Origin of the sequence: Mucilaginibacter sp. cycad4 (genome assembly GCF_034263275.1) — a bacterium.
Lineage (GTDB): Bacteria > Bacteroidota > Bacteroidia > Sphingobacteriales > Sphingobacteriaceae > Mucilaginibacter.
Genome location: NZ_CP139559.1, coordinates 1,898,404 through 1,923,051, shown reverse-complemented (window position 1 = coordinate 1,923,051; position 24,648 = coordinate 1,898,404). Strand labels below are relative to the sequence as shown.

The window sequence follows — 24,648 nt, the reverse complement described above, 5'->3', positions numbered from 1 at the left end:
AATTTAAATTATTAACTAACATTCCCGGCTACCCCGGACAAACAAAAAACGATGAAACTAAATTTAAACATACAGCCGCTTAACACCTGGATCAAAACAGGTAAGGAACCTCTGGTTATTTCAGGCCCTTGCAGCGCTGAAACAGAAGAACAATTAGTAGCCACAGCTCATTTATTAGCCCAAACAGGTAAAATCTCAGCTTTGCGTGCAGGTATCTGGAAACCACGTACCCGCCCGGGTGAGTTTGAAGGTATCGGCAGCATTGGCTTGGAATGGTTAAAACGCGCCAAGGAAGAAACAGGCTTGCCAACCGCTGTTGAGGTTGCTACTGCAAAACACGTTGAAGAAGCTTTAAAAGCGGGTGTTGATATCCTTTGGGTAGGTGCACGTTCAACTGCAAACCCTTTTACCGTTCAGGAAATTGCTGATGCTTTAAAAGGTGTTGATGTACCTGTAATGGTTAAAAACCCGGTAAACCCTGATCTTTCATTATGGGTTGGCGCTTTAGAGCGTATCAATAATGCAGGCATTACTAAATTAGCTGCCATTCACCGCGGTTTCTCATCTTACGAAAAATCTGCTTTCCGTAACGAACCGATGTGGGATGTTGCTATCGCCTTAAAAACACTTGCCCCCGAATTACCTCTTATTAATGACCCAAGCCATATTTCAGGGAACCGCGATCTAATCGGTTATGTTTCACAAAAAGCTTTAGACCTTGATATGCAGGGCTTAATGATCGAATCACATATCGATCCGAGTGTAGCCTGGACAGATGCTAAACAACAGGTTACGCCTGCAGCTCTTGCTGATATCATTGACCACTTAACTTTGCGTAAAGCGGAAGTTAGAAATTCTGAAGTAAACGATAAACTTGCTGAACTACGTAACCAGATCGATAAGATCGACGACCTGGTAATCCAGAAAATTGCTGAACGTATGCAGATCGCCGAAAAAATCGGTCAGTACAAAAAAGACAACAACATTACCATTTTACAGGTTGGCCGTTGGGACGAGATCCTGCAGAAACGCACAACCTATGGTAAAGCTTTAAAATTAAGCGCCGAGTTTACTGAAAAATTGCTTGAACTGGTTCACAACGAATCTATCCGCAGGCAAACAGAGGTAATGAACGCAGACGCTGCTCAAGGCCAGGCAGCAGAAAAACTTACACACGCCTAATATTTTAATGATGCATAACATCATTCTGAAAAGAAACAACAAGCTCATTAATGGTACGGTTAACCTCACCGGTTCAAAAAGTGAGTGTAACCGTGCCCTGGTCATTGAAGCGTTAAGCAAAGGTAAAGTAAGGGTTGAAAACGTATCTGACGCCGCTGATGCTGTTTTACTGGCAGGTATTTTGAGGGAGAATCAAGAGTCAAGAGCTCAGAGCCAGGAGGTTCTGGCAGGAAACGCTTCTCCTGATAATTCCGAAATCGAAAATTGCAAATCCGAAATCGTAGATATCGGTCCGGCGGGAACAGCTATGCGTTTTTTGACGGCTTACTATGCTATACAGGAAGATGAAGTGATTTTAACCGGCAGTAAACGCATGAAGGAACGGCCAATAGGTATATTGGTTGATGCATTGCGGGTGCTGGGTGCCAATATTGATTATGAAGAGAATGATGGCTATCCTCCAATTAAACTAAAAGGGGGCTTTAAGCAGCAAACCGATAAGATCAGCATTAAAGGCAATATCAGCAGCCAGTATATTACAGCTTTATTACTGATAGCAGCCCGGCTTCCTTTAGGTTTGGAATTACATATTGAGGGTGAGTTAACTTCACGTCCTTATGTTGAAATGACCCTGGCTATGCTTGAAACTTCTGGCATAAAGCATACGTGGGTGGGGAATGTTATCGCAATTTCAAATCAGGAATTTACCACAACATCATTATATGTTGAACCAGACTGGAGCGCCGCTTCCTACTGGTATGCCATCGCTGCATTGGCTGATGAGGCCGAACTGTTTTTAACAGGTCTTACCCCGTATAGTTTGCAGGGCGATAGTGTGATCACCGAGATCATGGCTAACTTTGGTATTACTTCCCAGTTCAGGGATGGTGGCGTTCATTTGAAAAAAGAGAACAAACCTATCTCCCGCCGCGAATTTGATCTGAAAGAATGCCCCGATCTGGCACAAACGGTAATTGTTGTTTGCGCGGCCCTGAATCATGAAGCATCATTTACAGGCCTCGAAACCCTGAAGATCAAGGAAACCGACCGCATACTGGCTTTGCAAACAGAGCTTGGTAAAATGGGTGTTAAACTGATTGAAAAAGATGAAGTTTATACGCTTGATTGCAGCGGAAAATTCATCCCTGATAGTATATTTATCAATACTTATCATGACCACCGTATGGCAATGGCCTTCGCACCGCTGGCTCTAATCCTTCCGCAAATGGAATTTGAGAACGGACCGGTAGTTGATAAATCATATCCTGCTTTCTGGAGCGATCTGGAAAAGCAAGGGTTTGAAGTAGAAGAAGTGGTGGCGAAAGCCTAAAAGCAATATTAAACCACGTCATTGCGAGGCACGAAGCAATCCCCGATTAGCAGGTTCGCCCTGTATAGTTCGCGATTGCTTCGTACCTCGCAATGACGGTTATAAATACTAACATCTCATATCTAAAACTATGGCAGGCAATTCATTCGGGCAATTATTCAGGATCACCACTTTTGGCGAATCACATGGCGAAGCCATTGGTGTGATTATCGACGGCTGCCCTGCTGGTTTACAAGTTGATCTTGACTATATCCAGGGCGAGCTTGATAAACGTAAACCAGGTCAATCAAAGATTACTACGCAACGTAAAGAGAGTGATACGGTAAAGATACTTTCAGGCGTATTTGAAGATAAAACTACAGGTACCCCTATTGCTATGCTGATCCCCAATGAAGATCAGCGTTCAAAAGACTATAGCCATAATGTAGATGTATTCCGCCCCTCCCATGCCGACTATACCTATCAGGCTAAATACGGTATTCGTGACCACCGTGGCGGCGGTCGTTCGTCGGCCCGGGAAACTGCGGCCCGCGTTGCGGCAGGCGCTTTAGCTAAACTGTTACTAAAAACTCAGGGCATCGAAATTGTTGCCCATGTGAGCAGCGTAGGCAAGATCAATGCGCCTAATGTATTTATCAGCAATCCGCTTGAGTTTATCGAAGAACGCGAAAAAAACATCGTACGCTGTGCAGATCCGGCAACTGCCGAAGAAATGATCGAATTTATTGACAGCGTACGTAAAGATGGCGATACCGTTGGCGGTAAGATCAGCTGTTATGTAAAAAACTGCCCGGTTGGCCTTGGCGAACCTGTATTTGATAAACTCCATGCCGATTTAGGCAAGGCCATGCTCAGCATCAATGCCGTACATGGTTTTGAGTTTGGATCCGGATTTGAGGGCAGCGAAATGCGTGGTTCTGAACATAACGACATTTTTGTAAAATCACACTTAGGAGATATACAAACCATTACCAATTTTTCGGGCGGGATCCAGGGAGGCATCAGCAATGGTATGCCTATCGAATTTAAGGTTGCCTTTAAACCCGTAGCCACCATCATGAAAAACCAGGCTACTATCGACAGCCAGGGCAACGCTGCAGAAATCTCGGGCAAAGGCCGTCATGACCCTTGCGTGGTTCCGCGCGCCGTACCTATTGTTGAAGCCATGGCAGCCCTTGTTTTAGCCGACCATTGGCTCAGAAACAGAAACGCCAGATTGATTTAATAGTATATTTTTAACTCAAAGCAAAAAGCCGAAAGTTTAAAGCGTTCTACTGAGAAGCATTGAACTTTCGGCTTTTTATTTATCATATTTTTTTGCTTTGGGCTTTCTGCTTTAAGCTTTCCGCTCAATAACCTACCTTTGCAAAGCTATGGCTACCTCTCTTATCCAATTATACAAACAAGCATACAGCGGACTTTCAAAAAACAGCTGGTACCTGAGCATAGTAATGCTTATTAACCGCAGCGGTACCATGGTTGTACCTTTCATGACCATTTATACCATCAGGCAGCTGCATTTTACCATTGAGCAGTCAGGGTATATCATGGCAATTTTTGGCGTAGGTGCTGTGTCCGGAGGTTTTATTGGTGGTAAGCTGATTAATAAAATAGGCTTTTATGATTTGCAGGTGGGTGCATTACTTACTGGTGGCTTACTGTTCCTGGTCCTGGGTTATCAAACAAGTTTCATCAGTATGGCTATCTTCACATTGGTGTTGAGCATCTGCAATGAATCATTCCGACCGGCAAATTCAACTGCTATAGCCCATTATAGTACCGAAGAAAACAAAACGCGCTCCTACTCGCTTAACCGGCTGGCTACAAACCTGGGCTGGGCCTTTGGCGGTGGTTTAGGGGGATTGTTAGCTTCAATAAATTATCGCCTACTTTTTTGGGTAGATGGTTGTACCAATATCGCAGCAGGTATACTATTACTAACTTTGATGCCACGTTCAAAAGTGGCGAAAACCATCAAAGAAGCCGTTGCCGGTTTTGAAGAGGTAGTATCATCGGCTTATAAAGATGGCGTTTACCTGTTGTTTATCTTATTAGCTACTTTATTTGCGACCTGCTTTTTCCAGTTCTTTATTATGCAGCCTGTATTTTATAAAATACAATGGCATTTTAATGAGCGTTTTATCGGTTTCCTACTGGCGTTAAACGGGATACTTATCGTTTTGATTGAAATGATATTGATCAACTGGCTTGAAGGCAAGCGCCATGCTTTAACATATATTATATCCGGCATTTTGGTTACCGGCAGTGGTTTTATATTGCTTAACCTGATGCCACATGTGCCTTTGGTAGCCATATTAATTGTCTGCATGATAACTTTAGGCGAAATGCTTTCCATGCCATTTATGAACACGTTTTGGATAAGTCGTTCAAACGTACGCAACCGCGGTGAGTATGCTGCGTTATACAGCATGTCATGGGCCGGCGCACAGATCATAGCACCTTTTTTGGGCAGCCAGGTTATCGCCTACGGAGGGTTTGAGCTTTTGTGGTGGTTACTTGGAGGTGTTTGCCTGTTTGTGGCCTTAGGTTATTTTATCATGAAGCGATCGATACATATCAATAAACGAGTGCCTGTTTTACCTTAATTTGCTGCTATGAAAAAAGCTATCATATTAGATCTTGATAATACCATATATCCGGTTAGTTCCATAGCCGATCATTTGTTTAACGAACTGTTCAGCTTTCTTGATCTGCATATTGCCGGCGAGGGTATTGAGCATATTAACAGGGCAAAAGAAGATCTGAAGCGCATCCCATATCAAAAGGTAGCAGACAAGTACCAGTTTGGCGAAACCGTTAGAAGCAAGGGGTTGGAGCTATTAACGAATATTGAATATAACCTGCCCATGCAGCCTTTCGACGATTACAAACAGATCCGCGAAACAAACGTTACCAAATTCCTGGTTACCACAGGTTTTACCAAATTGCAATGGAGCAAGGTTAAAATGTTGGATATTGAAGCTGATTTTGAAGCCATCCACATTGTAGACCCGGAACTTTCGTCATTAACTAAAAAAGATATTTTTGCATCCATATTGGAGCAATACAATTACCAGCCCAAAGATGTGCTCGTTATTGGCGATGATCCTGAATCGGAAATAAAAGCTGCAAGCGAATTGGGGATAGATACATTTCTATATGATCCCGAAAATAAACATCCCAACGCGCAGGTAACCCACCGTTCACAAAACCTGAAGGATGCAACTGCTTTTATTGCTTAAGCACCTTTACTGTAACAATAAGCTGCCCCAAATGCCGCATCGTGTGCTCTGCCGAATGAGTGTATAAACCGATCACAGTAGATGGTAATTGCACCCGCCCCACTCCTCGCCAATCGGTTAAGGTAGATTCATCAGTAGTTTTGAGCTGTTGCAACACAGCGTCGATCTTTTGATTAAAAGCATTAACCAAAGACCCAACGCTTGTTTCTTCTTCACCCGGTTTTCCCTCTGCCGCGAGATAGGTTAATTGCTCATCGCTCAATAACCCGCCTTTGGCATAAGTAAAAAGCCTGTCGAGCACGCCGGTTAAATGCTGCAAATGAAAGCCCGGTGAAGCCATACCGGCAAGCTTCTCCCATAATAAAACCTCAGGAAAACCAATCATCAATTCATTGAGTTCTTCCCTTGCCTGTAAAAGCGCGTGTGCTACCGGTTGCAGCAAAGCAGGAACATCCGCCAGCGGGCCGCGGAGCCAAACTTCAGGTAATTTTGTTACAGACATTAGTTTTTATTTAACTGTGCTTTTACTTCTTCATGATTAAGCGTTTGGGGAAGGCTATATATTGTCCTCACCCTCTCGTGTGTATTATCAGTCCAAAGCCAGCTTGTCCATACCATAAACCAGGCCCATTCGGGCTGGGCTGCCAGAATTTCGGGTTTTGGCAGTTCACCGGTTTCTGTCAGCGCAATGATCTTGCCGTTAGCTACCTTAAGCAGATCGTTATAATCCCGTTGTTCATAATCGAAGTGATAGATATCAGCACCTAAAATATCTACATAATCAGCACCGGGATAAAAGTCCTTATAATCATAGGCTTCATCCAGGGGCAGATCGCGTAAACCGTTCGGCCCCCACACCCAGATCAAATTATTTAAATGGTGATAATTGGTATAGCGGTCATACATCATCTTCCAAAGTTTGATAATTCCGTCATTTCCTTTTTTATTTCCCCACCAAAACCACACGCCGTTCATTTCGTGGTATGGTCGCCATAAAACAGGTACATGAGCATCCCTTAGTTGTTTAAGGTAGCCGGCGACCACATCAATCTGGGCCAGCCATTTTTTGTTCAAATCGGTATTAGGTGTAGTTAATTCTTTCCATTGTGCATCGGTCATTTTCCCCTGAATGCTTTGTTTCCAATCATATGGCGGATTGTCTAACGGCCGGCCCTGGTGCCACATGAGTGTTACGAGATAACCGTCCTGCCATTTCTGCTTAGCTTCATTAACAAGGTCCTGCCCCAGGTCTTTATCTCCCCAAAGCATGAAATCCGAACCCCACACGGCGGGATAATGTCCTGTAATAGCCTTAGCACTGTCTGAAAAAACGTCACGGTCGCTATTGTAATTCTGTTGGCCCGACAAAGTATGTTTGCCTTTTATACTATAAAGGAAAGCAAGCAATTTATTTACTTCAGGCGATGCTTCTTTATTTACGGGTTTAAAACCCTGTGCTAATACCATGAAAGGCAATGATATAATCAAGGCAAGTGATAGTAGTTTTTTCATTTTAATTAAAACAGATTATGCAGCTTAATGGTTATAGAGCGTTATGTTCAAAAATAAATAAAAAGCATAACCCTTTATGGTATAGGTATTGCTATTGATATGCAATATTTAACTATCTTTCGTGTATATGATACCTATCCCGTTTAAAAAACACTTTATCCCGATTATACTTTCCACGTGTTTTGTTTTGCTGTTTGTGTTTCAAAGCTGTAAAAAAAAGCATGAGATGATTGCTGAAGACATGTTCAGGATCACCCACAATGAGATTTTCAAAAAGGCCGATACTGAAGAATATATTCCCGTTTTTAAAAGAGTATTCGCAAAATACAGATCTAAAACGGCCAACCCATTAGTTATTGAATCATTTTTTAGAAAGAACGAATACCAGCCACTCTTAGTTATAAACCACTTAAACAATGGCGACCTGGAGGCTCTACCAGAATATCTGGATAAGATCAACGAACATGGCCTCGACCCTACTGTATACCCATCGGCAGAGATCAAAGCGCTTGTTGCTAAACTTAAAGACAAAACAGCTATAAAAACAATTGATGAGGCTTATGAAACTGTTGCCAAACTTGAAATTTTAGCGGCCGGAGCATTGGTAAAATATTCCAATGCTTTGCAATACGGCGTGATCAATCCTAAAAAGATCTATTCGAGATATTTTATGGCCACCCGCCGACCCGATAGTACAACAATGCTTGCCACTTTAAACCGGGCAGATTTTAAAACATTCCTTGACAGTATCCAGCCCAAAAGCCCGCAATATTTAGCTTTGCAAAAAGCTTACAGGGATAGCGCTACCATACAAGGCCTTTCAAAAGAGGAAAGCAAACGCTATTTATTGGTTAGCCTTGAACGCTTACGCTGGAGAAATAAACCTTTCGAACCCAAATACGTGATTGTAAATATCCCTGATTTCAGGCTTGACGTTATGGAAGATGGCAAATCGGTTTTAAATATGAAAGTTTGCGTAGGCCAGGGGCGTAACATGAAAAACCAAAACACGCTTGAACACTTTGATGATACCGCGAAGGCTGATAAGCCTTTCCCCAGGGAAACACCTATATTAAACAGCCTGATCCACAGCGTTCAGGTAAACCCCATTTGGAATATCCCGCGCAGCATTGCCACTAAAGAGATCATTGTTGAAGCTGCTGATGACCGTTATTACCTCTCCAATAAAAACATAGATGTTTTTAAAGATGGTAAAAAGATTGAAGACCCGGAAACGATCGACTGGTCACAAGTTACGCCCGACAATTTGGAATACGAGTTTAAACAACGCCCCGGCGAAGACAATTCATTGGGTAAAATAAAGTTTCTGTTTAAAAACCGCAGCAGCGTTTATCTGCACGATACACCTAATAAAGAAGCATTCAGGCATGCTATGCGGGCCGTAAGCCACGGTTGTGTACGATTAGGCGATCCACTCGGCCTGGCGCGAAACCTATTTGGTGAAGGTGCAGACCTCGATACTATTTCAAAAGATATGATTGAAGATAAACCAGAGCCTACCAATATCGGTTTACCAAAGAGAACGCCTATTTACATCACGTATGTAACCTGCTGGGCTGATGAAAATGGTACTATCCAATACAGGCCAGATGTTTATGGTTTAGATATAGTGCTTTACGCACACCTGCAAAGCTTTATGGCCAGGTAAAAAAAGCCCGGCAAACTTTTCGGTAAGCCGGGCTTCATGATTTGGTTTATAGTGGGTTGGATTTAAAACTTAGCAAAAGTAAATGAAGTATCAGCGCTCGCCATTAAATTAAGCGGTCCCGCCTCATCCAGGTATTTTGAATAGTATGATTCATCGTTTCCGTTAATAAAGAAAACGGTTTTGCCTGCAATAGTATTGATAACTTTATTAACCACTTTTGGCGATACCGCCGGGCAACCAAAGCTTCTGCCTATGTATCCCTGCTCATTTATGGCCGCCTGGCCAACATAATTAGCACCATGTACAACAATGCTGCGCATCCGCGCACTGCCATTAAAACCGGGGTCCATACCGTCAAGATACAACGAACGGCCATGTTTACCTATGTATACTTTATCGGTAACATAAAATCCAACACTGCTTTGATGCGAATCATTAGTATCTGAAAAACGACTGGCCATTTCTTCGCCGCTACCGGATCCGTGTGCTACCCAAGTGTTAAGCACCAATTGTTTACTGAACAGGTTGATAATCCACATGCGTTTTTCACGGCTGGATTTGGTAAAATCAACCACCGTAAGCACGTCGCTGTTTTGAGGTACCTGGTGCGAAAGTTTCAGGTTGGTATAGCCAGTTACAGCTTTTTCAAATACATTAAAAGCTAAACCAGCCTCCTGAAGGCGAGCTGCCTCGTATAAATTATTGACGTATTGCCCGAATAGTTCCTTTGTTGTAAACGCTGCATTTTTTCTCTTTACACTCACTGATCTGTTTGCACCATCCGATCTCCAGCTTAAAATTGTTGCCGAAAGGAAAAAGATCGCCATAGTAACCCACAAAAAATGTTTCCTCATACGCTTGCCTGAGTTTAATTTAATTTTAATTAATTAGGGTATAGTAACAGGGTTTGGATAAAAGGTTAACCTGCTATTAACAGATTAATGCAAAAATATACTTTAAAACTTAAAATCCAAATCAGCAACATGATATTTTTTACTAAAATGAAAATAAATTTAAAACTAAGCAATATTTTAAACTGTTATACGGAGCAAAAAAAGGAAAAGTTATAGGTTAAATTTATTTAACCCATTTAATTTTATTTTCAAGAGGAATGGTGCGTTTACCTTCGGGATATTGATCAGCATAACCAAGATATAATACTCCCATTACATTATCCTCATCCCGCAAATTCAAAAATTCTTTAAAAGCAGGTTTCAGGATAGCGCCGCCGGTGCTCCAGAAGGAGGCCATATTTAAGGCCGTAGCTCCCAAAAGGATATTCTGAATAGCGCTCGATACAGCTGCAACTTCCTCGAACGGCGGGATCTTAGGCAGATCGCCGCGCTGCATGACCGTAATGATCACATGCGAAACCTTGTTGCCAAGGGTTTTCAGATTATTGTACGCAGCCTCATTAAATTCTTCGGCAGATACACTCTGTTTATAAACTTCGGCATGTTCGGCACAAAACTGATCGGGGTTTTCATAAACAATAAAGCGCCAGGGTTCGGTAAAACCATGGGTCGGCGCCCAGTCGGCAAGTTCCAGCAGTGCGGCTATATGACCGTTCGGTGCCTTATGACCATTCATCATGGCTGGTTTTACGGTACGGCGGGTTTTGATATTCTCGGCAACGGTTAAAAAAGTATTGTCCATTTCAGATAAAAAACGGTTGTTGAAATTAGGATGATGAATCACTGATTTCAACAACCTGTAGTTATGTTATTAATAAATAGCAGGATATTTGGACGGGTTAGCCTCATTCATCATAGCGTAAATGGTTTCAACAACATCATCAACAGATGGCTTGCTGAAGTAATCACCGTCCGAACCATAAGGCGGCCTGTGCTCTTTTGCGGTAAGCGTTTTCGGCTGGGCATCAAGTGCATAATAGCCATTTTGGCCTTCCATTATCTTTTGCAGGATATAAGCTGAACCTGCACCCGGTAAATCCTCATCAACTACAAGCAACTTGCTGGTTTTCTTTAATGAAATGCCACAAACATTCTCTGTATCAAAAGGATATAAAGTTTGCGGATCAATAATTTCAATATTGATACCCATTGCTGTAAGCTCTTCGGATGCCTCCTGAACTATGCGCAGTGTTGAACCGTACGATACCACAGTAATATCATTGCCTTCGCGCAAAATCTCGGCCTTACCAAGCGGTACAGTAAATTCGCCGACATTGGCAGGTAATTTTTCCTTTAAGCGATAACCATTCAGGCACTCTATTACCAGCGCAGGTTCATCACCCCTTAAAAGCGTATTGTACATACCTGCTGCCTGGGTCATATTACGGGGCACACAAATGTGAAACCCACGCATCGCTCCTAAAATAACACTCATTGGCGAACCTGAATGCCAGATCCCTTCTAAGCGGTGGCCACGGGTACGAATAATCAGCGGAGCTTTTTGCCCGCCCATCGTACGATAGCTTAAACTTGCAATATCATCGCTGATAATGGTTATGGCATAGATCAGGTAGTCAAGGTATTGGATCTCAGCGATTGGCCTTAAGCCACGCATAGCCAGGCCCATTCCCTGCCCTATAATACTTGTTTCGCGAATGCCGGTATCGGTGATGCGGATTTCCCCATATTTTGCCTGTAAACCCGCAAAACCCTGGTTAACATCGCCTATAGCACCCAGATCTTCACCAAACGCAACAATACTCTTATCGCGTGCAAAATTGGCATCGAAAGCGGCGTTCAATACTTCTCTTCCGTCTATCAGCTTTGCATCATCGCTATAGATAGCATCCACAACAGGTACATACAGAGGTGATTCCGGGGTTCCGGTAAACAGCTTTGAGTTGTAACGTTCTGTATTTTTTGCTTTCTCAACTTTTAACCATTCTGTTAAAAGCTGGCGTTCAACATTATTTTCGGTAGTAGTTAACCGTAATGTTTTGCGGATGGCTGAAAAGATTTCGCGACGCCCGGCATCAATACCGGAGCGCAAACCAGCTGATAATGCTGATATTGCTTCTTTTTTATCCGGCACTGTTTCGGCAAAGGCATCGATCAATGCTGCAGCTTCTTCTATTTCGCTTTTTATTACGACAGCCAATTCATTAGCCGCCTCACGCTGACATTCGCGCACATATCTTTTTGCTTCAGCTTCAAGCTCCTCCAGTTCTATTTCGGTCGAGATAGCCGATGTAATCATCCATTCGCGCATTTTTAGCAAACAATCGTGCTCATCTTCCCAGGTAAGGCGTTCCCTGCTTTTATAACGCTCATGTGAGCCCGACGTTGAGTGTCCCTGTGGTTGGGTCATTTCGGTAACGTGGATCAGTACAGGCACATGTTCTTCACGGCAGATATTAATGGCACGTTCGTAAGTTTCGCAAAGGGCGATATAGTCCCAGCCACGAACTTTAAAGATCTCGTAGCCGTTGCTTCCGTTTTCGCGCTGAAAACCTTTTAATATTTCAGAAATATCTTCTTTGGTAGTTTGCAGGTTCGCCGGCACCGAAATAGCATAGGCATCATCCCAAATAGAGATGGCCATAGGTACCTGTAATACCCCACCCGCATTGAAAGTTTCAAAAAACGCCCCCTCGGATGTAGCCCCATTACCAACACTGCCAAAAGCTACCTCGTTGCCATTAATCGAAAACTGTTTTAGGTAATCCAGCTCTTTATTTTGACGATAAAGTTTTGAAGCATAAGCTAAACCTAACAAACGGGGAATCTGGCCGGCAGTTGTTGAGATATCCGATGAACTGTTCATCGTTTCAACCTGGTTAACCCAGCTGCCGTCGGTATTCACAAAACGTGTGGCATAATGGCAATTCATTTGCCTGCCGCCTGATGCAGGATCTTTTTCAATATCGGGGTTAGCATATAACTGAGCAAAAAACTCTTTCATATTGCTCATGCCGGTAGCAAACATAAAAGTTTGGTCGCGATAGTAACCCGCGCGCCAGTCGCCGGCGCGAAAAGCCTTGGCCATTGCCAGTTGTGCAACCTCTTTACCGTCGCCAAAAATACCGAACTTTGCCTTGCCCGTTAGTACTTCCCTGCGGCCTATTAAACTAGCCTGACGGCTCTCATAACCAATGCGGTAATCATCAATAACAATCTTCTTGAAATCATCAAAACTGAGCTCGGCAGTATTAAATTTACTGGTAGCGCGTGTTGTAGTTTCAGGCATATAAAATTTTGTTTAGACGGTAAAAGTATAAAATTCTATTCTGTATTAAGCAAACTAACAGATAAAACCCGGAGTTTGAGTAATAGTTTTGTAATTACATTAAACCTTTTATATTTGTAATAATCAAATATAACGTATGAAAAAGATATTAATGATTTGCGCGGTAATATTGGGCTTTGCCTTCACCGCATCAGCACAAGATAGCGGAAAAGCTGAGTTTAAATTTAACGAAGAAAAGCATGATTTTGGTAAAATACCACAAGGCACTCCCGTTACTACCGTGTTTGAATTTACCAATATTGGTAAAGAACCACTTATTTTAACAGAAGTAAGACCAACCTGTGGCTGTACCATTGCCGACTATACAAAAACTCCTGTAAAAAGTGGCGATAAAGGCACAATCAAAATTACTTATAACGCTGCTGCTGCTGCCCCGTTTAACAAAACTATCGTAGTTAAATCAAACGCAGTAACACCCGAAAAATATTTGAACATTGTTGGTGAAGTTGTAGCTAAACCCGCGGCAAGCAAGTAGTTGATTGCAAGCTTGATATATCCCCTATATCAACCGGGGGTATTAAAATAATATTTAAAGACCCGGTTTCGGGTCTTTTTTCGTTTACAAAGGTTTTACAAAACAATATTTTCATTTTTAGTAATTTTGCAGGATGCCAAAAATATCTGAAAAAGGGCAGCGAATGCCCGCATCACCGATACGTAAATTGACACCTTTTGCTGATAAAGCAAAGCGGGAGGGAAAAAAAGTGTATCATCTCAACATCGGCCAACCCGATATTGCAACACCCGATGGCATGCTTAACGCCATTAAAAATATTGATTTTAAGGTTTGGGCCTATACCCCGAGCGAAGGCACATTAAGCTATCGCAAAAAGCTTACTGAATATTACAACAAACTGGATTACAATATTACTCCCGAAGATATTATTGTTACCACAGGCGGCTCTGAAGCAATTACCATTGCCATGATGGCCTGCCTCGATTCGGGTGATGAAGTGATCATCCCGGAGCCTTTTTATGCCAATTATAATGGATTTGCAAGCCAGGGCGATATTGTGGTTAAGCCTATATTATCATACATTGATAATGGTTTCGCGCTCCCTCCTATCAGCGAATTTGAAAAACTAATAACCAATAAAACCAGGGCGATCATCATATGCAACCCTAATAACCCCACAGGTTATTTATATTCAAAAGAAGAAATGGATGCCTTGAAAGAATTGGTTTTAAAGCACGATCTGTACGTTTTTTCGGACGAAGCATATCGTGAATTTTGTTATGACGGGCGCTCCTTTATATCACCAATGCATTTGGATGGATTGGAAGAAAACGTTGTAATAATGGATACTGTAAGCAAACGCTACAGCGCATGCGGTGCCCGATTAGGCTGTCTCATCACTAAGAACAAAGAATTACATTCAACAGCATTGAAATTTGCCCAGGCGCGCTTGAGCGCAGGCATGGTTGAACAAATTGCGGGTGAAGCGGCAGTTGATACTCCAGACAGCTATTTTGAAGCCGTAAATAAAGAATATACCAGCAGGCGCAATACACTTGTTAGTGCATTGAACAAAATGAATGGTGTTTACTGCCCTAATCCCGGGGGGGCATTTTACGTGGTTGCAAAACTACCCATTGATGATGCCGACAAGTTTTGCCAGTGGATACTTGAGTCCTTTAGCCTTAATAACGAAACCGTTATGATGGCCCCAGCCACCGGCTTTTACAGCACACCCGGCGCTGGCTCAAATGAAGTGCGTATGGCTTATGTTTTAAATAACGATGCCCTTAAAAAGGCTATGATTTGTTTGGATGAAGCATTGAAAGTTTATCCGGGCAGGATTGAAGCTGAAAACTTAAAGTCAAAGGCCGAAAGCGTTTGAGTAAATTTGGCGGAGTAGGTAAAAATTCGTAATTTTGGAAGCTTTTAGCTTTATCCTTTCAGCTTTTAGCTCCAATAATGGGGTCGACCGGAATTGACAGGATGGAGATAAGTAGGTAAGCATGCAGCGCGTTGGGTGAATTAGCGCTTAAATCTGAACGCTCAAACTTACAAATGGCGAAAATAACTACGCCTTAGCTGCCTAATTTAGAATTAGCATAGCTTTTGTCCCGCCGGTTTTCCGTTTCATCGGATCGGCAATCGGGGCATCGAAAGATGAAACTGGTTTGCTTAAGGTGTGCATAGCGAACGAGATAAAGCACCTAAGGAAGACGGTACAGGTAAGCGACTGACCTTCCCCTTCCCTACAATTAAACAGAAGCTAAGCATGTAGAAAGCTTACCTTATACCATGTTTGGACGAGGGTTCGAATCCCTCCGGCTCCACGAAAACGGTATCAAACACCACTAAAACCCTTCAAACGCTACGTTTGAGGGGTTTTTTGTTGCATTTTGATGTCGTTTGCTCACTGTTGAACGGCCATTTTGGTGAGCATTCTGGTGAGCACCGAATTTTAAAACAAGTGCTCACCAGAACGCTTGTAACTAATTGACAAACAAGATGTTCAGCAAGTGAACATCTTGTGAGAATTATGCTGTAAAGGTAAATTTGTTTAACTTTTTAACAGCTTTTTATGATCAAAAATGTGGCTGTTCTCTTTTATCTGAAAAAGAGGACGAATTCAAAAGAAGAAAAAGTTCCGGTTTACGTACGCATCACCTGCGATGGACAGCGTGCCGAATTGGCAACCGGTCAAAAAATTCAGTCAAAGCTCTGGAATCCAAGTGAAGAAAGAGCTAAGGGCAAAACAGAGGCAGTGTACAAATTGAACTCTGCCCTCAATGATGTCGAACTAAAGATTAATGATACGATCCGCTACTTAAAGGACTGTAGTGAAGAGCTTACAGCGGAAAAAATTAAAAATCGGTTCCTTGGCAAAACAGAAAAGCCCGTTATGCTGGTTGATGTATTCAAGGAACATAACCGCAAGGTAGCCGCCTTGGTGAATGAGGAATTTGCTCCCGCTACTGTTACCCGGTATGAAACAACGCTAAAGCACACGCAAGACTTTATGCAATGGAAATACAAAATCAGCGATATCCGCGTCAAGCAAATTGATCACCGGTTTATCAGTGAATTTGAGTTCTACCTCCGTTCGGTTCGTAAATGCAACAATAATTCAGCATTAAAGTATATCAAGAACTTTGGTAAGATTGTTCGCATCTGTTTGGCGAGTGGCTGGATTACTGTCAATCCCTTCCTTAACTACAAAATCAAAATAAAAAAAGTTGATCGGCCATTTCTGTCGAAAGAAGAGTTGGAAATCATGGCTTCAAAATCTTTCGTTAGTGCTCGTCTTGAGCAGGTAAGGGATATATTTTTATTTAGTTGTTATACTGGATTGGCTTATATCGACGTGCAAAAACTTAGGCGCTCTGAAATTGTCAAGGGCCACGACGGTGAGCAATGGATCTTTACAAGTCGCCAAAAAACTGACACACCCTCTCGTATTCCACTTATGCCTTATGCGTTGAGTGTAATTGAAAAATATCGGGATCATCCACAATGTGAGATTGAGGATAAGTTATTACCCATACTAAGCAACCAAAAAATGAATGCTTACTTAAAAGAGATTGCAGATTTGTGTAATGTAAATAAAGATCTGACTTTTCATATTGCCAGGCACACTTTCGCAACCACTGTCACCTTACTGAATGGTGTACCAATTGAAAGTGTTTCTAAAATGCTCGGCCACACTAATATCAAGACTACACAACACTATGCGAGGATTTTGGATTTGAAAGTTGGTGAAGATATGGGTGTGCTCAGAAAAAAACTACAATCTCACTAAATATTCAACCGCAACTATTGTACTAAAATCGATAGATAACTATTTTATGAAAGAGTTGAACGCTGGCGATCAAGAAATCGCTGAAAAAATATACATGATAAGGGGGCACAAAATTATGTTGGATAAAGATTTGGCTGAGATGTATGGAGTAGAAACTAAACGGCTAATTGAACAAGTCAATAGAAATGCCCTTAGGTTTCCCCCAGAATTTATGTTTCGTCTTACCAACGAAGAGTTTGATGTTTTGAGGTCGCAATTTGCGACCTCAAAGAGAGGCGGCCGGAGATACGCCCCATACGTTTTCACAGAGCACGGTATTCTCATGCTTTCAAGCGTGTTAAATAGTAAGCAGGCTATTTCTATGAGTATCAAGATCATTGAGGTATTTGTTAAATTCAGGGAAATGCTTATTTCTCATAAGGACCTTCTCCTTAAATTCGAACAGCTTGAAAAGCTGGTCATTCACCATGACGATGATATTCAATCCATTTTTCAGGCATTGAGGCAATTGATACAGCAGAAGAATGAGCCGCGTGAGCCAATCGGTTTCAAGTTGAAAGGTAATTAATTCCCAAACGTCAAACTACAAGGGGGTACAATTTGCCCCCCTTGTAGTTTAACGTTTTTATATTTTCCTGAAGAATATTGATAATCCACCAATTAACAAAACGTTGTTTTATCGACATTAGAAAAAAAATTCCGTTGGTGGAATTCTGATAACCCTACGTTTCCGGCTAAGCGAGCAAGGTCGTGAGATACTCACGTCCCTGCATTTGCTTTCGCCGGGGCTACTTGGTCGGGCTCCTTGATTTCTTGGCGGTACATTACAAATTTCACAATGAAAATCCGGATAATCTATTTTGTGTGTTTCTAAAATAGGCTTTGCCGCGGCATATTAAAGTTTACAGCATTTGCTCATGAAAACTTACCCAAAGAATACTCGAGAAAGGCGATTTGTTGATTATATAGCTCTTCAGTTCTCGACAAATACTGTTCAATCTTTTTTACAGCAGTTTCTAAAACAGATTTGTCGGCTTTGAAATTCTTCTTTTTACCTTTTAAGTTTCCTTTCTCGAATAGATCGTAGAAAACGGACTCCGTATCGTCATTCGTACCTTCAAAAAGTATAAATTGATAGTCATTGGTAAACAGACTTATTATCTGTTGCAGTTTGGCAAATTTTCCGTCCTGTCTGTTGTATCCCAGCTTAAGCTCTATCGCACATCGTTGTACAGTTTCAATCGCTTTAATCATAAAGGATATTGCAGACTTGTATTCTTCCTTCTTCAAGTGGGTTTCTATTCGTTTTAACAGGCTACGGCACGCTTTATGAGAGTTCTTCCAGCACCTTTCCAACACTGCCTGATGCATTTCGACAGTCACATATTCAGGGTTCGGAATCACAAGATCCTGGTAGGTATATAATACAGTCCCAGCATAAACTACCCATTCCCAAAAGCGTGGATTCGTTTTGATTTCATCTAAAGCGTCTTTGACTTTATAACGAGGGGAATGATAAATGTTTTTCCAAGCCTATCAGATTGAATTTTATCTGATATCTCATCTTCTGTTATCCCAATCTGGTCATCGACTAAAATCAGCAGGTAAATCCTGTCCGCATAGGGTATAGCACCCAGGTGGCATACATGTCGGATAAATGGAAATTCTTTTACGAGAGCCCCGGCCATTTCCCCAAATTTAAACTCTTTCTCCAATCTGTTTTTGCGTTTGAGTGCCCGCGGCAACTTCCAATCAAAAAGGTTATAATTTTCAGTGTCTTCCATAATGGTGATTACCTTCCGGCCATCTTTAGTATAAGAAAGGTGATGCCCATTATTGGTAGTGAGGGTTTCCCATACCGCGCCAATGGCAAGCTGTTCTACCATATAAGCTGCCGAATGGAGTTTTAAAAGGTCGTCGAATAATTTTGGCATATTGCCTTCGAATTCTTCTACTGTCAATGCCTTATTGCTTAGGGCTGCATAAAGCCAGTAATCAAAATAGTCACGCAGGTCCTGCAAGCCGATATAACCGAAGATTCGCCTGAAGACTATATATGGATTCCGCTCTTCGTAAAACGACAGATCATCAGGAAAATATTTCCAGGTATTTTTGGCAAAATGCAATTGCCAGCCCTCAACAAGTTCAGCCTTATCCCAATCATCCGGGGTTTTCCTGTCAAGCCACAAAATATAGCAGATTTCAATCATCCTGACCCACTCGCTTACCGCCTGCACCATTTTAGCAGGGCCTTCTTTGCCCCCCTGGTAATGTGTATCGCTTAGCGCAAATGTTTTTAATTGCTCCAGCAACCGTTTATTCCTTTCGGGTTCGCCCCAAAAAGCATCGCGTAACGCGCGATAGGGATCACGGATTTCGTTAAAAAACAGGAACTTAGGATAGTTTTCCCATGGTACATAATGTTCGTCACCTCGCATAGCTTAAAAGATTGATTGAGTAATAACTTGACATACGAAATTGATGATATCCGCCTGTATACCCTAATCAACCATGTTCTATCTTATCTTTCCGGCTTACATATTTCACCGGTTATTATTTCTATTTTAGATAAAGCCCAGCTTTTTATTATTTTGTTTAATTTTGAGCAAACTCTACATACTGACTTATGAACACTACCGAAACCCCAAAGAACATCCATCAAGGCCGAAATGTTAAACGTTTTCGTGAAATGTTGGGACTAAAACAAGAAGCTCTTGCGCTGGAATTAGGGGATGACTGGAGCCAAAAAAGAGTATCATTATTGGAATCTAAAGAAGTATTAGAACCGGAATTATTGACACAAGTTGCAAAGGTCTTAAAAGTCCCGGAAGAAGCAATAAAAAACTTTGATGAACAGGCTGCCGTGACATATTTCAATACATTTAATGACACAAGTGTCAATCACGGTCCTTTTATGGGAAGTTTTAGTACTTATAACTTTAACCCTATTGAAAAATGGCTTGAGGTCATAGAAGAAAATAAAAAGCTTTATGAGCGTCTTTTGCAAAGTGAACGTGAAAAAATAGAAATATTAAAGAATAAGGGTTAATGGCAAATTTCATTGGTAAGAGGAATTACCAGGACAGGTTATTTGCTTTTATAAACGATAGTGAACTTGCCGTTATCGATACAAAGTTCGAACCTTACTTTGAACTTCACAAAATCGAGGACATTTTTGATTTATTCGATGTTGTTCAATCCGCACCTGATGATGCAATTACCGGCAAACTCGTTTGGAAGATGCAGCGCGATTTACCTATTGAACTTAAAAAAGCTGTTATAGCGGTTTACAACAAATATTTTGTTGATTAAGGTAGACCGCCCAGATCAAGCCGACTTACGAATAATTACAAACACACTAAGTCATTCACCGCTTAAACACCCGGAGCTGTTAGCAGGAAAACTGTCAAGGGCCGGCGATAGCCGGTTTATATACCCTTGACGGTTTTCCTGCGTAGCTATCTTTGTGACTGCGGTGCTGTGACTAACCGATCATCCGTGGGCGGGAAAGGCAGGTGTGTATGAGGAACGAATACACTCCTGCACGTGCGGCGGCAGCGCTGACGGCGTAATGGAACCCGGAGCGAAGCAGTGGTGTAATGGAGCCGCCTGCCGCAGCCGCATGGCCTTTCTCTACTATCAGAAAATCAAAACATAAAAAAGTGTACTTACTTGGCCGACCTAACTTTCTTCAGGTTATCCCTCGCCGCTTTCTGATCCTTGTCTGCCTGTTCGGCAAGAGCTTTAGCGGCAGCTATTGCCTGCTGTTTTTCCATCGCCTTTTCCGCCCTGGCAATAAAAGCATTCGGATCATCCTTTAACCCTCTAATAATGGTTTCCGCCATTTTAGGATACATCGCCCTGACCAGCCAGAAATTATAAGCTTCCTCATTTAATCGGTCGTTTTGATGATTGAGATATAAAGCTGTACCAAATGATCCGGCTGTAATAACAAAAGCGACCACCACTCCGATAATCAGGCTTTTTGACCATGCACCGAAGTGATGATGATTTTTGACACCGATCACTTTAGGCACCCGTGACACCACATCTTTTAATTCATCCATCTGTTGCTGGATCTTTTTATCATCGTAACGCTTGTTAGCCGTCTCAATCCTGCCGCCGATCCGGTCTAATGTTTCCTTATATTGCTGTAAAAAGGTCTTTAGAAATTCCGGCATTTCGGTTTCCACAATCGTTATCCTTTGGATAAAACCCTGTATCAGTTCCTCCAGCATCGTTACTTTTTCTTCCAGTTCTTCCTGTTGCATAATCCCTGAATTTTAATTGTTAAATAATCATTTGTATAATCACCCTACCTGCTTATCCCTTGTGACTGGGATTGTTCCGCTTCACGTTTCTTTCGTTTTCTCCGGGCTATATCAGCATCCCCCACCGGGTCGGGTGGACCGCTAACAAACTGCGGTTCCAGCAACGTTTCCAATATACTTTTGCCGCCACCTGGAATAGGTACCTGATCAGCCTGGGTACGCTGCCGGATTACCTCCCGTAACTGGTCGGCTAACGAAGGTTGATTGACCACCCTTGCTGCATGTTGCTGCTGCACCTGCAAGTTGCGGTTTAGCTGCGTATCTATGCTTGCATAACTTAAACTCCGGTCAATTGCAGAGCCTTTCATTTTAATATCGCCTTTTTCAAACGAAATGCCTTGCACTTCATTGGTACCACTGCGAAATTTATAGGCGATGCTGATACCCTGCTTTTGTAGTTGACCTTCCAACTGCTTCCAGTTCACTGATTGTTTGAGCGCTGCTTTTATGGTATCAAACAGTTCATACCGGATCTTTTCCTTGCCTTTTAAGGCCTGTCTGTTCACTTGGTCTTTGCCATCCCCTAAATGATAATCATACTTCAGCGTAATCTCCTTGCAGGCTTTAACATTCTTTGCAAAGTTATTTTTATCAGTAATGGTGTTGCCGTTATTATCTACCCGGTTATAGATCACATGTAAATGCGGGTGTTCCCTGTCATTGTGGCGGACTACAATAAACTGTGTATCACGGATACCCACTTTATCCATATATTCTTTTGCCCGCTCTGCCATTATCCCATCATTCAGTTTAGATAGGTCTTCCTTGCTCCAGCTTAAAACCAAATGCCCTACGGCTTTGCCTAATTCCGGCCTCATCTTTCGTTGCAGATTAAAATCCTGAATGATCGCACCTGCATTCTGTATCCGTACGCCTTCGGCAGTAATGATCTTTGCATCCTGCTTATTTACCACATAACGGACACAACCGCCAAAGCTTCTCCCGGTGATTGGTTTACCTATCATGGCTGTTGATCTTTGTCAAGAGTTCTTCAATTTGTTTAAGCAAAGCCTGACATTTCAAAGCCAGGGAAAACAGCCCGGCCACATGGGCCAGGTGTGTCAGCTGATTAAGGTTATTGGCAAGCCCCGCCAGCATCCTGAACCAACTTGTTTCCTCTACAGAAAATCGTGGGAAAACTTTCGCGCTTTTTGCAGCCCTGCGGAACCATTCACTTGATTTCAAACCAGCCCTTTTTGCCCGACCCTCGATCAACACCCGTTCAGTCGGCGTTAACCGTACCATTAAAAAATCACTCCGGCTGACCGTCTTTTTCGGTCTGCCGGGCAACCTCCTTTTTTGTATTTTATCTTTTTCAATTAGTCCTGTCATGAAATTATCTCTTTAAAAACCCTTCCCCACATCGACCAACGGGAGCGAGTTACCGGATCACCCCAACGGGGTGTATTCGGGTTTTTGTGAAGCAAAAACATTAACTCGCTCCCTTCGGGTCGTAGATTTCTCCGCCATATAACGCGCTATCTGTTTAATCGCTGCATGCCGCTTGCGGTATGTTATTCCAATGTTGCAAAACGAAGTTTTGCGCGGATTTAGAAACCATCTTTTTAAACACTGCTTAATGAATCCGGCCAGTAAACCAGGCTACCCTGCTTCGGATGATAGGACGGCTGATACCGGATATAACCGTACTCATCCAGTTCCCTGATGCACTTATGATAAGTGGCAATAGATGCGACCTTGGAAAACGCCATGAGCGTTTTCCGGGTCACACTGAACGGACTTATAAAACCGTTCCGTTGCCAGGAGACAAACAGACCGGTAAACAAGCTAAGATGCGTTGGCAGCAACCGGCTATCTTTCTCCATACGCTTAAGCAAGCTGGTATACCCCGCCAGCTCTTTAACAATTTCCTTTTGCAGCTTCATTTACCTTCTCCTTCCAGGATCTTGTTGATATCTTCCAGTTTGTAATACATAATACTGCCTACTTTGGTAAACCGCAGCGTGCCGTTGATCCGTAAATTCTGAAGTGTGCCGGGTGATATGCCCAACAGTTTTCTTACTTCCACACTCTTCAGCCATTTTTTTGTACTGGCCTGGCTGGGCTGTATGATCCTTTTGATCTCGTTTAGCAGATCGCTTTTAAATTCCTGTAAATCCCGTTTGGTGATTAGTTCCACATTCATCATTTCCTCCTTGTTTAATCGTTAATGGTTTGTTGCATTGCATTAAGTACTTCACTTTTTCTGAAGTACACCCTTTTATGCAGGCGCAAATAGGGTAAGCCTTTTTTCATCCAGTCAGTAAGCGTAACGAGGGACACACCAAGTTCGGCGGCGAGTTCCTGCTTGGATAAAAGTTTTTCCGAGTTAGGCAGTTGGCTGCCCTCTGTTTTAAAATGTTCCTGTAGTTCTGTCCTCACTGCCTGGCGTATGCACTGGCTAAGAGCTTCTTGATTGATTATCTGCATAGCATTTGTTTTGGAACAAATGTGTGCTGTATAGAATAGATTTCCTGACCATGCAGAACTGCATGGTTAAAATGGAGTGGTTTGGAGAAAGCTAAGAATGCTTATAAGCTACTGATTGACAAATTGATGCTATATTGACGAATAGCTAGTTATATTGCCGGCAAAAGAAAAAATCAACTCCTCTTTTTTGCGGGATTGATCGTAAAAAGCTTTGATTTTGCAGGGATATCGGCGTGTTTATCTCCCGGCTCCCGCTTGTCACTTGGGAAATAACGGCGTATAGTTTCGTAATTGATCTCTTTATCTCCTTCACGGAAATACTTGCAAATCATCTTCATCCAGACGCTTTGCGTCTGGGAAAACATGAGTTCTTTCCCTTCAGGTGTTTTGAGTTCCTGCATCTGTAAATGCAGGTGCAAAACGGCATTTCGATATCCTTCCGGAATATTGATATAACCTTCGGTTTCAAGCGCTGTGGCTTTCTTGAGATCGGCTTTTAATTGAGTTACCTCTTGTTTAAGTACTAATATTTCTGACTCCTGCTGTGCTATCACTGCATCATTGGATTTGTGAATATTCCAACGGTCAAGCGAGATCAACATTTCAGTAAACTTTTGTAATCGTACTATTTCCCGCTCATTTCTCAAATGATTCTTGTCATAAACAGTAGTACCTAACAACACCTTTAATTGCCTTTCAATAAGCGACCAAAAATATTTAAAGAAGATTTCTTCTGTACCATCGGTATGGTGAGATAAATAATAGCCCAGGTGGCGCTGATAAAATTCATTTATGCGGTCCTCTGGAATGGCGAACACTCTTTTAAAAAAGTGTTTTAAAAAATGAGACCTGTCCCATTGTAATGGATTGCCGATATCCAGGGTGTCCTTTGAAAAGTCAAAGCGATCACGCGGTTTAAAATATGTTACGCTCATAGGTGTGTTATTAACCCAAAAATAAGCCTTTATGTGATTGGCAA

Annotated in this window: 26 protein-coding genes and 1 other RNA gene; 13 read left to right on the top strand and 14 right to left on the bottom strand. The window is 42.2% G+C overall.

Features of this window, described 5'->3' with window-relative positions; genetic code table 11:
* Nucleotides 1-51 precede the first annotated feature (51 nt).
* From SNE26_RS07820 to SNE26_RS07800, 5 genes are all read left to right on the top strand, one after another.
* Nucleotides 52-1,182: a chorismate mutase gene (locus SNE26_RS07820; protein WP_090525833.1), complete on the top strand. Its 1,131-nt coding sequence runs from the start codon at nt 52-54 to the stop codon at nt 1,180-1,182.
* 7 nt (nt 1,183-1,189) lie between these two features.
* Nucleotides 1,190-2,512: a 3-phosphoshikimate 1-carboxyvinyltransferase gene (gene aroA, locus SNE26_RS07815; RefSeq protein WP_321558800.1), complete on the top strand. Its 1,323-nt coding sequence runs from the start codon at nt 1,190-1,192 to the stop codon at nt 2,510-2,512.
* Between the two features lie 130 nt (nt 2,513-2,642).
* Nucleotides 2,643-3,737 (top strand): chorismate synthase, encoded by a 1,095-nt coding sequence (aroC, locus tag SNE26_RS07810; protein ID WP_321558799.1) that lies wholly within the window; start codon nt 2,643-2,645, stop codon nt 3,735-3,737.
* Between the two features lie 148 nt (nt 3,738-3,885).
* Nucleotides 3,886-5,118, top strand: coding sequence for an MFS transporter (locus SNE26_RS07805; RefSeq protein WP_321558798.1), 1,233 nt, complete (start codon nt 3,886-3,888; stop codon nt 5,116-5,118).
* Between the two features lie 9 nt (nt 5,119-5,127).
* Nucleotides 5,128-5,754, top strand: a complete 627-nt coding sequence (locus SNE26_RS07800) for an HAD family hydrolase (protein WP_321558797.1) — start codon at nt 5,128-5,130, stop codon at nt 5,752-5,754.
* On the opposite strand, the gene SNE26_RS07795 is transcribed toward SNE26_RS07800, so the two are convergent.
* Both SNE26_RS07795 and SNE26_RS07790 read right to left on the bottom strand, forming a co-directional pair.
* On the bottom strand, nt 5,744-6,256 hold the full coding sequence (locus SNE26_RS07795; RefSeq protein ID WP_321558796.1) for a DinB family protein: 513 nt from the start codon (nt 6,254-6,256) through the stop codon (nt 5,744-5,746). The two genes, SNE26_RS07800 and SNE26_RS07795, sit on opposite strands and share 11 nt — an antisense overlap.
* Complete coding sequence (locus tag SNE26_RS07790; protein WP_321558795.1) at nt 6,256-7,266, bottom strand: glycosyl hydrolase; 1,011 nt, start codon at nt 7,264-7,266, stop codon at nt 6,256-6,258. Before SNE26_RS07790 ends, SNE26_RS07795 begins: the two co-directional genes overlap by 1 nt.
* 226 nt (nt 7,267-7,492) lie before the next feature.
* Here SNE26_RS07790 and SNE26_RS07785 point away from each other — a divergent pair, with 226 nt between their 5' ends.
* Complete coding sequence (locus SNE26_RS07785; protein WP_321558794.1) at nt 7,493-8,935, top strand: L,D-transpeptidase family protein; 1,443 nt, start codon at nt 7,493-7,495, stop codon at nt 8,933-8,935.
* Between the two features lie 62 nt (nt 8,936-8,997).
* Here the strand turns inward: SNE26_RS07785 and SNE26_RS07780 are convergent, their stop codons facing one another.
* The 3 genes from SNE26_RS07780 to SNE26_RS07770 all read right to left on the bottom strand — a co-directional run bounded on the left by SNE26_RS07780 (nt 8,998) and on the right by SNE26_RS07770 (nt 13,096).
* Nucleotides 8,998-9,789, bottom strand: coding sequence for a murein L,D-transpeptidase catalytic domain family protein (locus SNE26_RS07780; RefSeq protein ID WP_321558793.1), 792 nt, complete (start codon nt 9,787-9,789; stop codon nt 8,998-9,000).
* Between the two features lie 223 nt (nt 9,790-10,012).
* Complete coding sequence (locus SNE26_RS07775) at nt 10,013-10,633, bottom strand: nitroreductase (RefSeq protein ID WP_321560026.1); 621 nt, start codon at nt 10,631-10,633, stop codon at nt 10,013-10,015.
* 27 nt (nt 10,634-10,660) lie between these two features.
* Nucleotides 10,661-13,096, bottom strand: coding sequence for a thiamine pyrophosphate-dependent enzyme (locus SNE26_RS07770; protein WP_321558792.1), 2,436 nt, complete (start codon nt 13,094-13,096; stop codon nt 10,661-10,663).
* Between the two features lie 136 nt (nt 13,097-13,232).
* Here SNE26_RS07770 and SNE26_RS07765 point away from each other — a divergent pair, with 136 nt between their 5' ends.
* The 5 genes from SNE26_RS07765 to SNE26_RS07745 all read left to right on the top strand — a co-directional run bounded on the left by SNE26_RS07765 (nt 13,233) and on the right by SNE26_RS07745 (nt 17,476).
* Nucleotides 13,233-13,631 carry a DUF1573 domain-containing protein gene (locus SNE26_RS07765; RefSeq protein WP_090525844.1) on the top strand — a complete coding sequence of 133 codons (399 nt, stop codon included), beginning with the start codon at nt 13,233-13,235 and terminating at the stop codon, nt 13,629-13,631.
* A 133-nt stretch (nt 13,632-13,764) separates the two neighbouring features.
* Entirely contained in the window at nt 13,765-14,997 is a 1,233-nt protein-coding gene (locus SNE26_RS07760) for a pyridoxal phosphate-dependent aminotransferase (protein ID WP_321558791.1), read from the top strand.
* A 79-nt stretch (nt 14,998-15,076) separates the two neighbouring features.
* Nucleotides 15,077-15,445: a transfer-messenger RNA gene (gene ssrA, locus SNE26_RS07755) on the top strand.
* A 245-nt stretch (nt 15,446-15,690) separates the two neighbouring features.
* Nucleotides 15,691-16,908, top strand: coding sequence for a site-specific integrase (locus SNE26_RS07750; RefSeq protein WP_321558790.1), 1,218 nt, complete (start codon nt 15,691-15,693; stop codon nt 16,906-16,908).
* Nucleotides 16,909-16,954: 46 nt separating this feature from the next.
* On the top strand, nt 16,955-17,476 hold the full coding sequence (locus SNE26_RS07745; RefSeq protein WP_321558789.1) for an ORF6N domain-containing protein: 522 nt from the start codon (nt 16,955-16,957) through the stop codon (nt 17,474-17,476).
* 347 nt (nt 17,477-17,823) lie between these two features.
* On the opposite strand, the gene SNE26_RS07740 is transcribed toward SNE26_RS07745, so the two are convergent.
* Nucleotides 17,824-18,198, bottom strand: coding sequence for a hypothetical protein (locus SNE26_RS07740; protein WP_321558788.1), 375 nt, complete (start codon nt 18,196-18,198; stop codon nt 17,824-17,826).
* Between the two features lie 191 nt (nt 18,199-18,389).
* Nucleotides 18,390-19,346, bottom strand: a complete 957-nt coding sequence (locus tag SNE26_RS07735) for a hypothetical protein (protein WP_321558787.1) — start codon at nt 19,344-19,346, stop codon at nt 18,390-18,392.
* 188 nt (nt 19,347-19,534) lie between these two features.
* Here SNE26_RS07735 and SNE26_RS07730 point away from each other — a divergent pair, with 188 nt between their 5' ends.
* A complete protein-coding gene (locus tag SNE26_RS07730) occupies nt 19,535-19,957 on the top strand; it encodes a helix-turn-helix transcriptional regulator (protein WP_321558786.1) in 423 nt (140 codons plus the stop codon).
* Nucleotides 19,957-20,220: a hypothetical protein gene (locus tag SNE26_RS07725; protein WP_321558785.1), complete on the top strand. Its 264-nt coding sequence runs from the start codon at nt 19,957-19,959 to the stop codon at nt 20,218-20,220. Before SNE26_RS07730 ends, SNE26_RS07725 begins: the two co-directional genes overlap by 1 nt.
* A gap of 356 nt (nt 20,221-20,576) precedes the next feature.
* Here SNE26_RS07725 and SNE26_RS07720 read toward each other — a convergent pair whose 3' ends face one another.
* The 7 genes from SNE26_RS07720 to SNE26_RS07690 form a co-directional block, all read right to left on the bottom strand.
* Nucleotides 20,577-21,179, bottom strand: coding sequence for a hypothetical protein (locus SNE26_RS07720; RefSeq protein ID WP_321558784.1), 603 nt, complete (start codon nt 21,177-21,179; stop codon nt 20,577-20,579).
* A 44-nt stretch (nt 21,180-21,223) separates the two neighbouring features.
* Entirely contained in the window at nt 21,224-22,204 is a 981-nt protein-coding gene (locus tag SNE26_RS07715; protein ID WP_321558783.1) for a relaxase/mobilization nuclease domain-containing protein, read from the bottom strand.
* Complete coding sequence (gene mobC, locus SNE26_RS07710; protein WP_321558782.1) at nt 22,194-22,571, bottom strand: plasmid mobilization relaxosome protein MobC; 378 nt, start codon at nt 22,569-22,571, stop codon at nt 22,194-22,196. Before mobC ends, SNE26_RS07715 begins: the two co-directional genes overlap by 11 nt.
* A gap of 233 nt (nt 22,572-22,804) precedes the next feature.
* On the bottom strand, nt 22,805-23,125 hold the full coding sequence (locus SNE26_RS07705; RefSeq protein WP_321558781.1) for a hypothetical protein: 321 nt from the start codon (nt 23,123-23,125) through the stop codon (nt 22,805-22,807).
* Entirely contained in the window at nt 23,122-23,385 is a 264-nt protein-coding gene (locus SNE26_RS07700) for a helix-turn-helix domain-containing protein (protein WP_321560025.1), read from the bottom strand. Before SNE26_RS07700 ends, SNE26_RS07705 begins: the two co-directional genes overlap by 4 nt.
* 14 nt (nt 23,386-23,399) lie before the next feature.
* Entirely contained in the window at nt 23,400-23,669 is a 270-nt protein-coding gene (locus tag SNE26_RS07695; RefSeq protein WP_321558780.1) for a helix-turn-helix domain-containing protein, read from the bottom strand.
* Nucleotides 23,670-23,842: 173 nt separating this feature from the next.
* Nucleotides 23,843-24,604 (bottom strand): hypothetical protein, encoded by a 762-nt coding sequence (locus SNE26_RS07690; protein ID WP_321558779.1) that lies wholly within the window; start codon nt 24,602-24,604, stop codon nt 23,843-23,845.
* Nucleotides 24,605-24,648 lie beyond the last annotated feature (44 nt).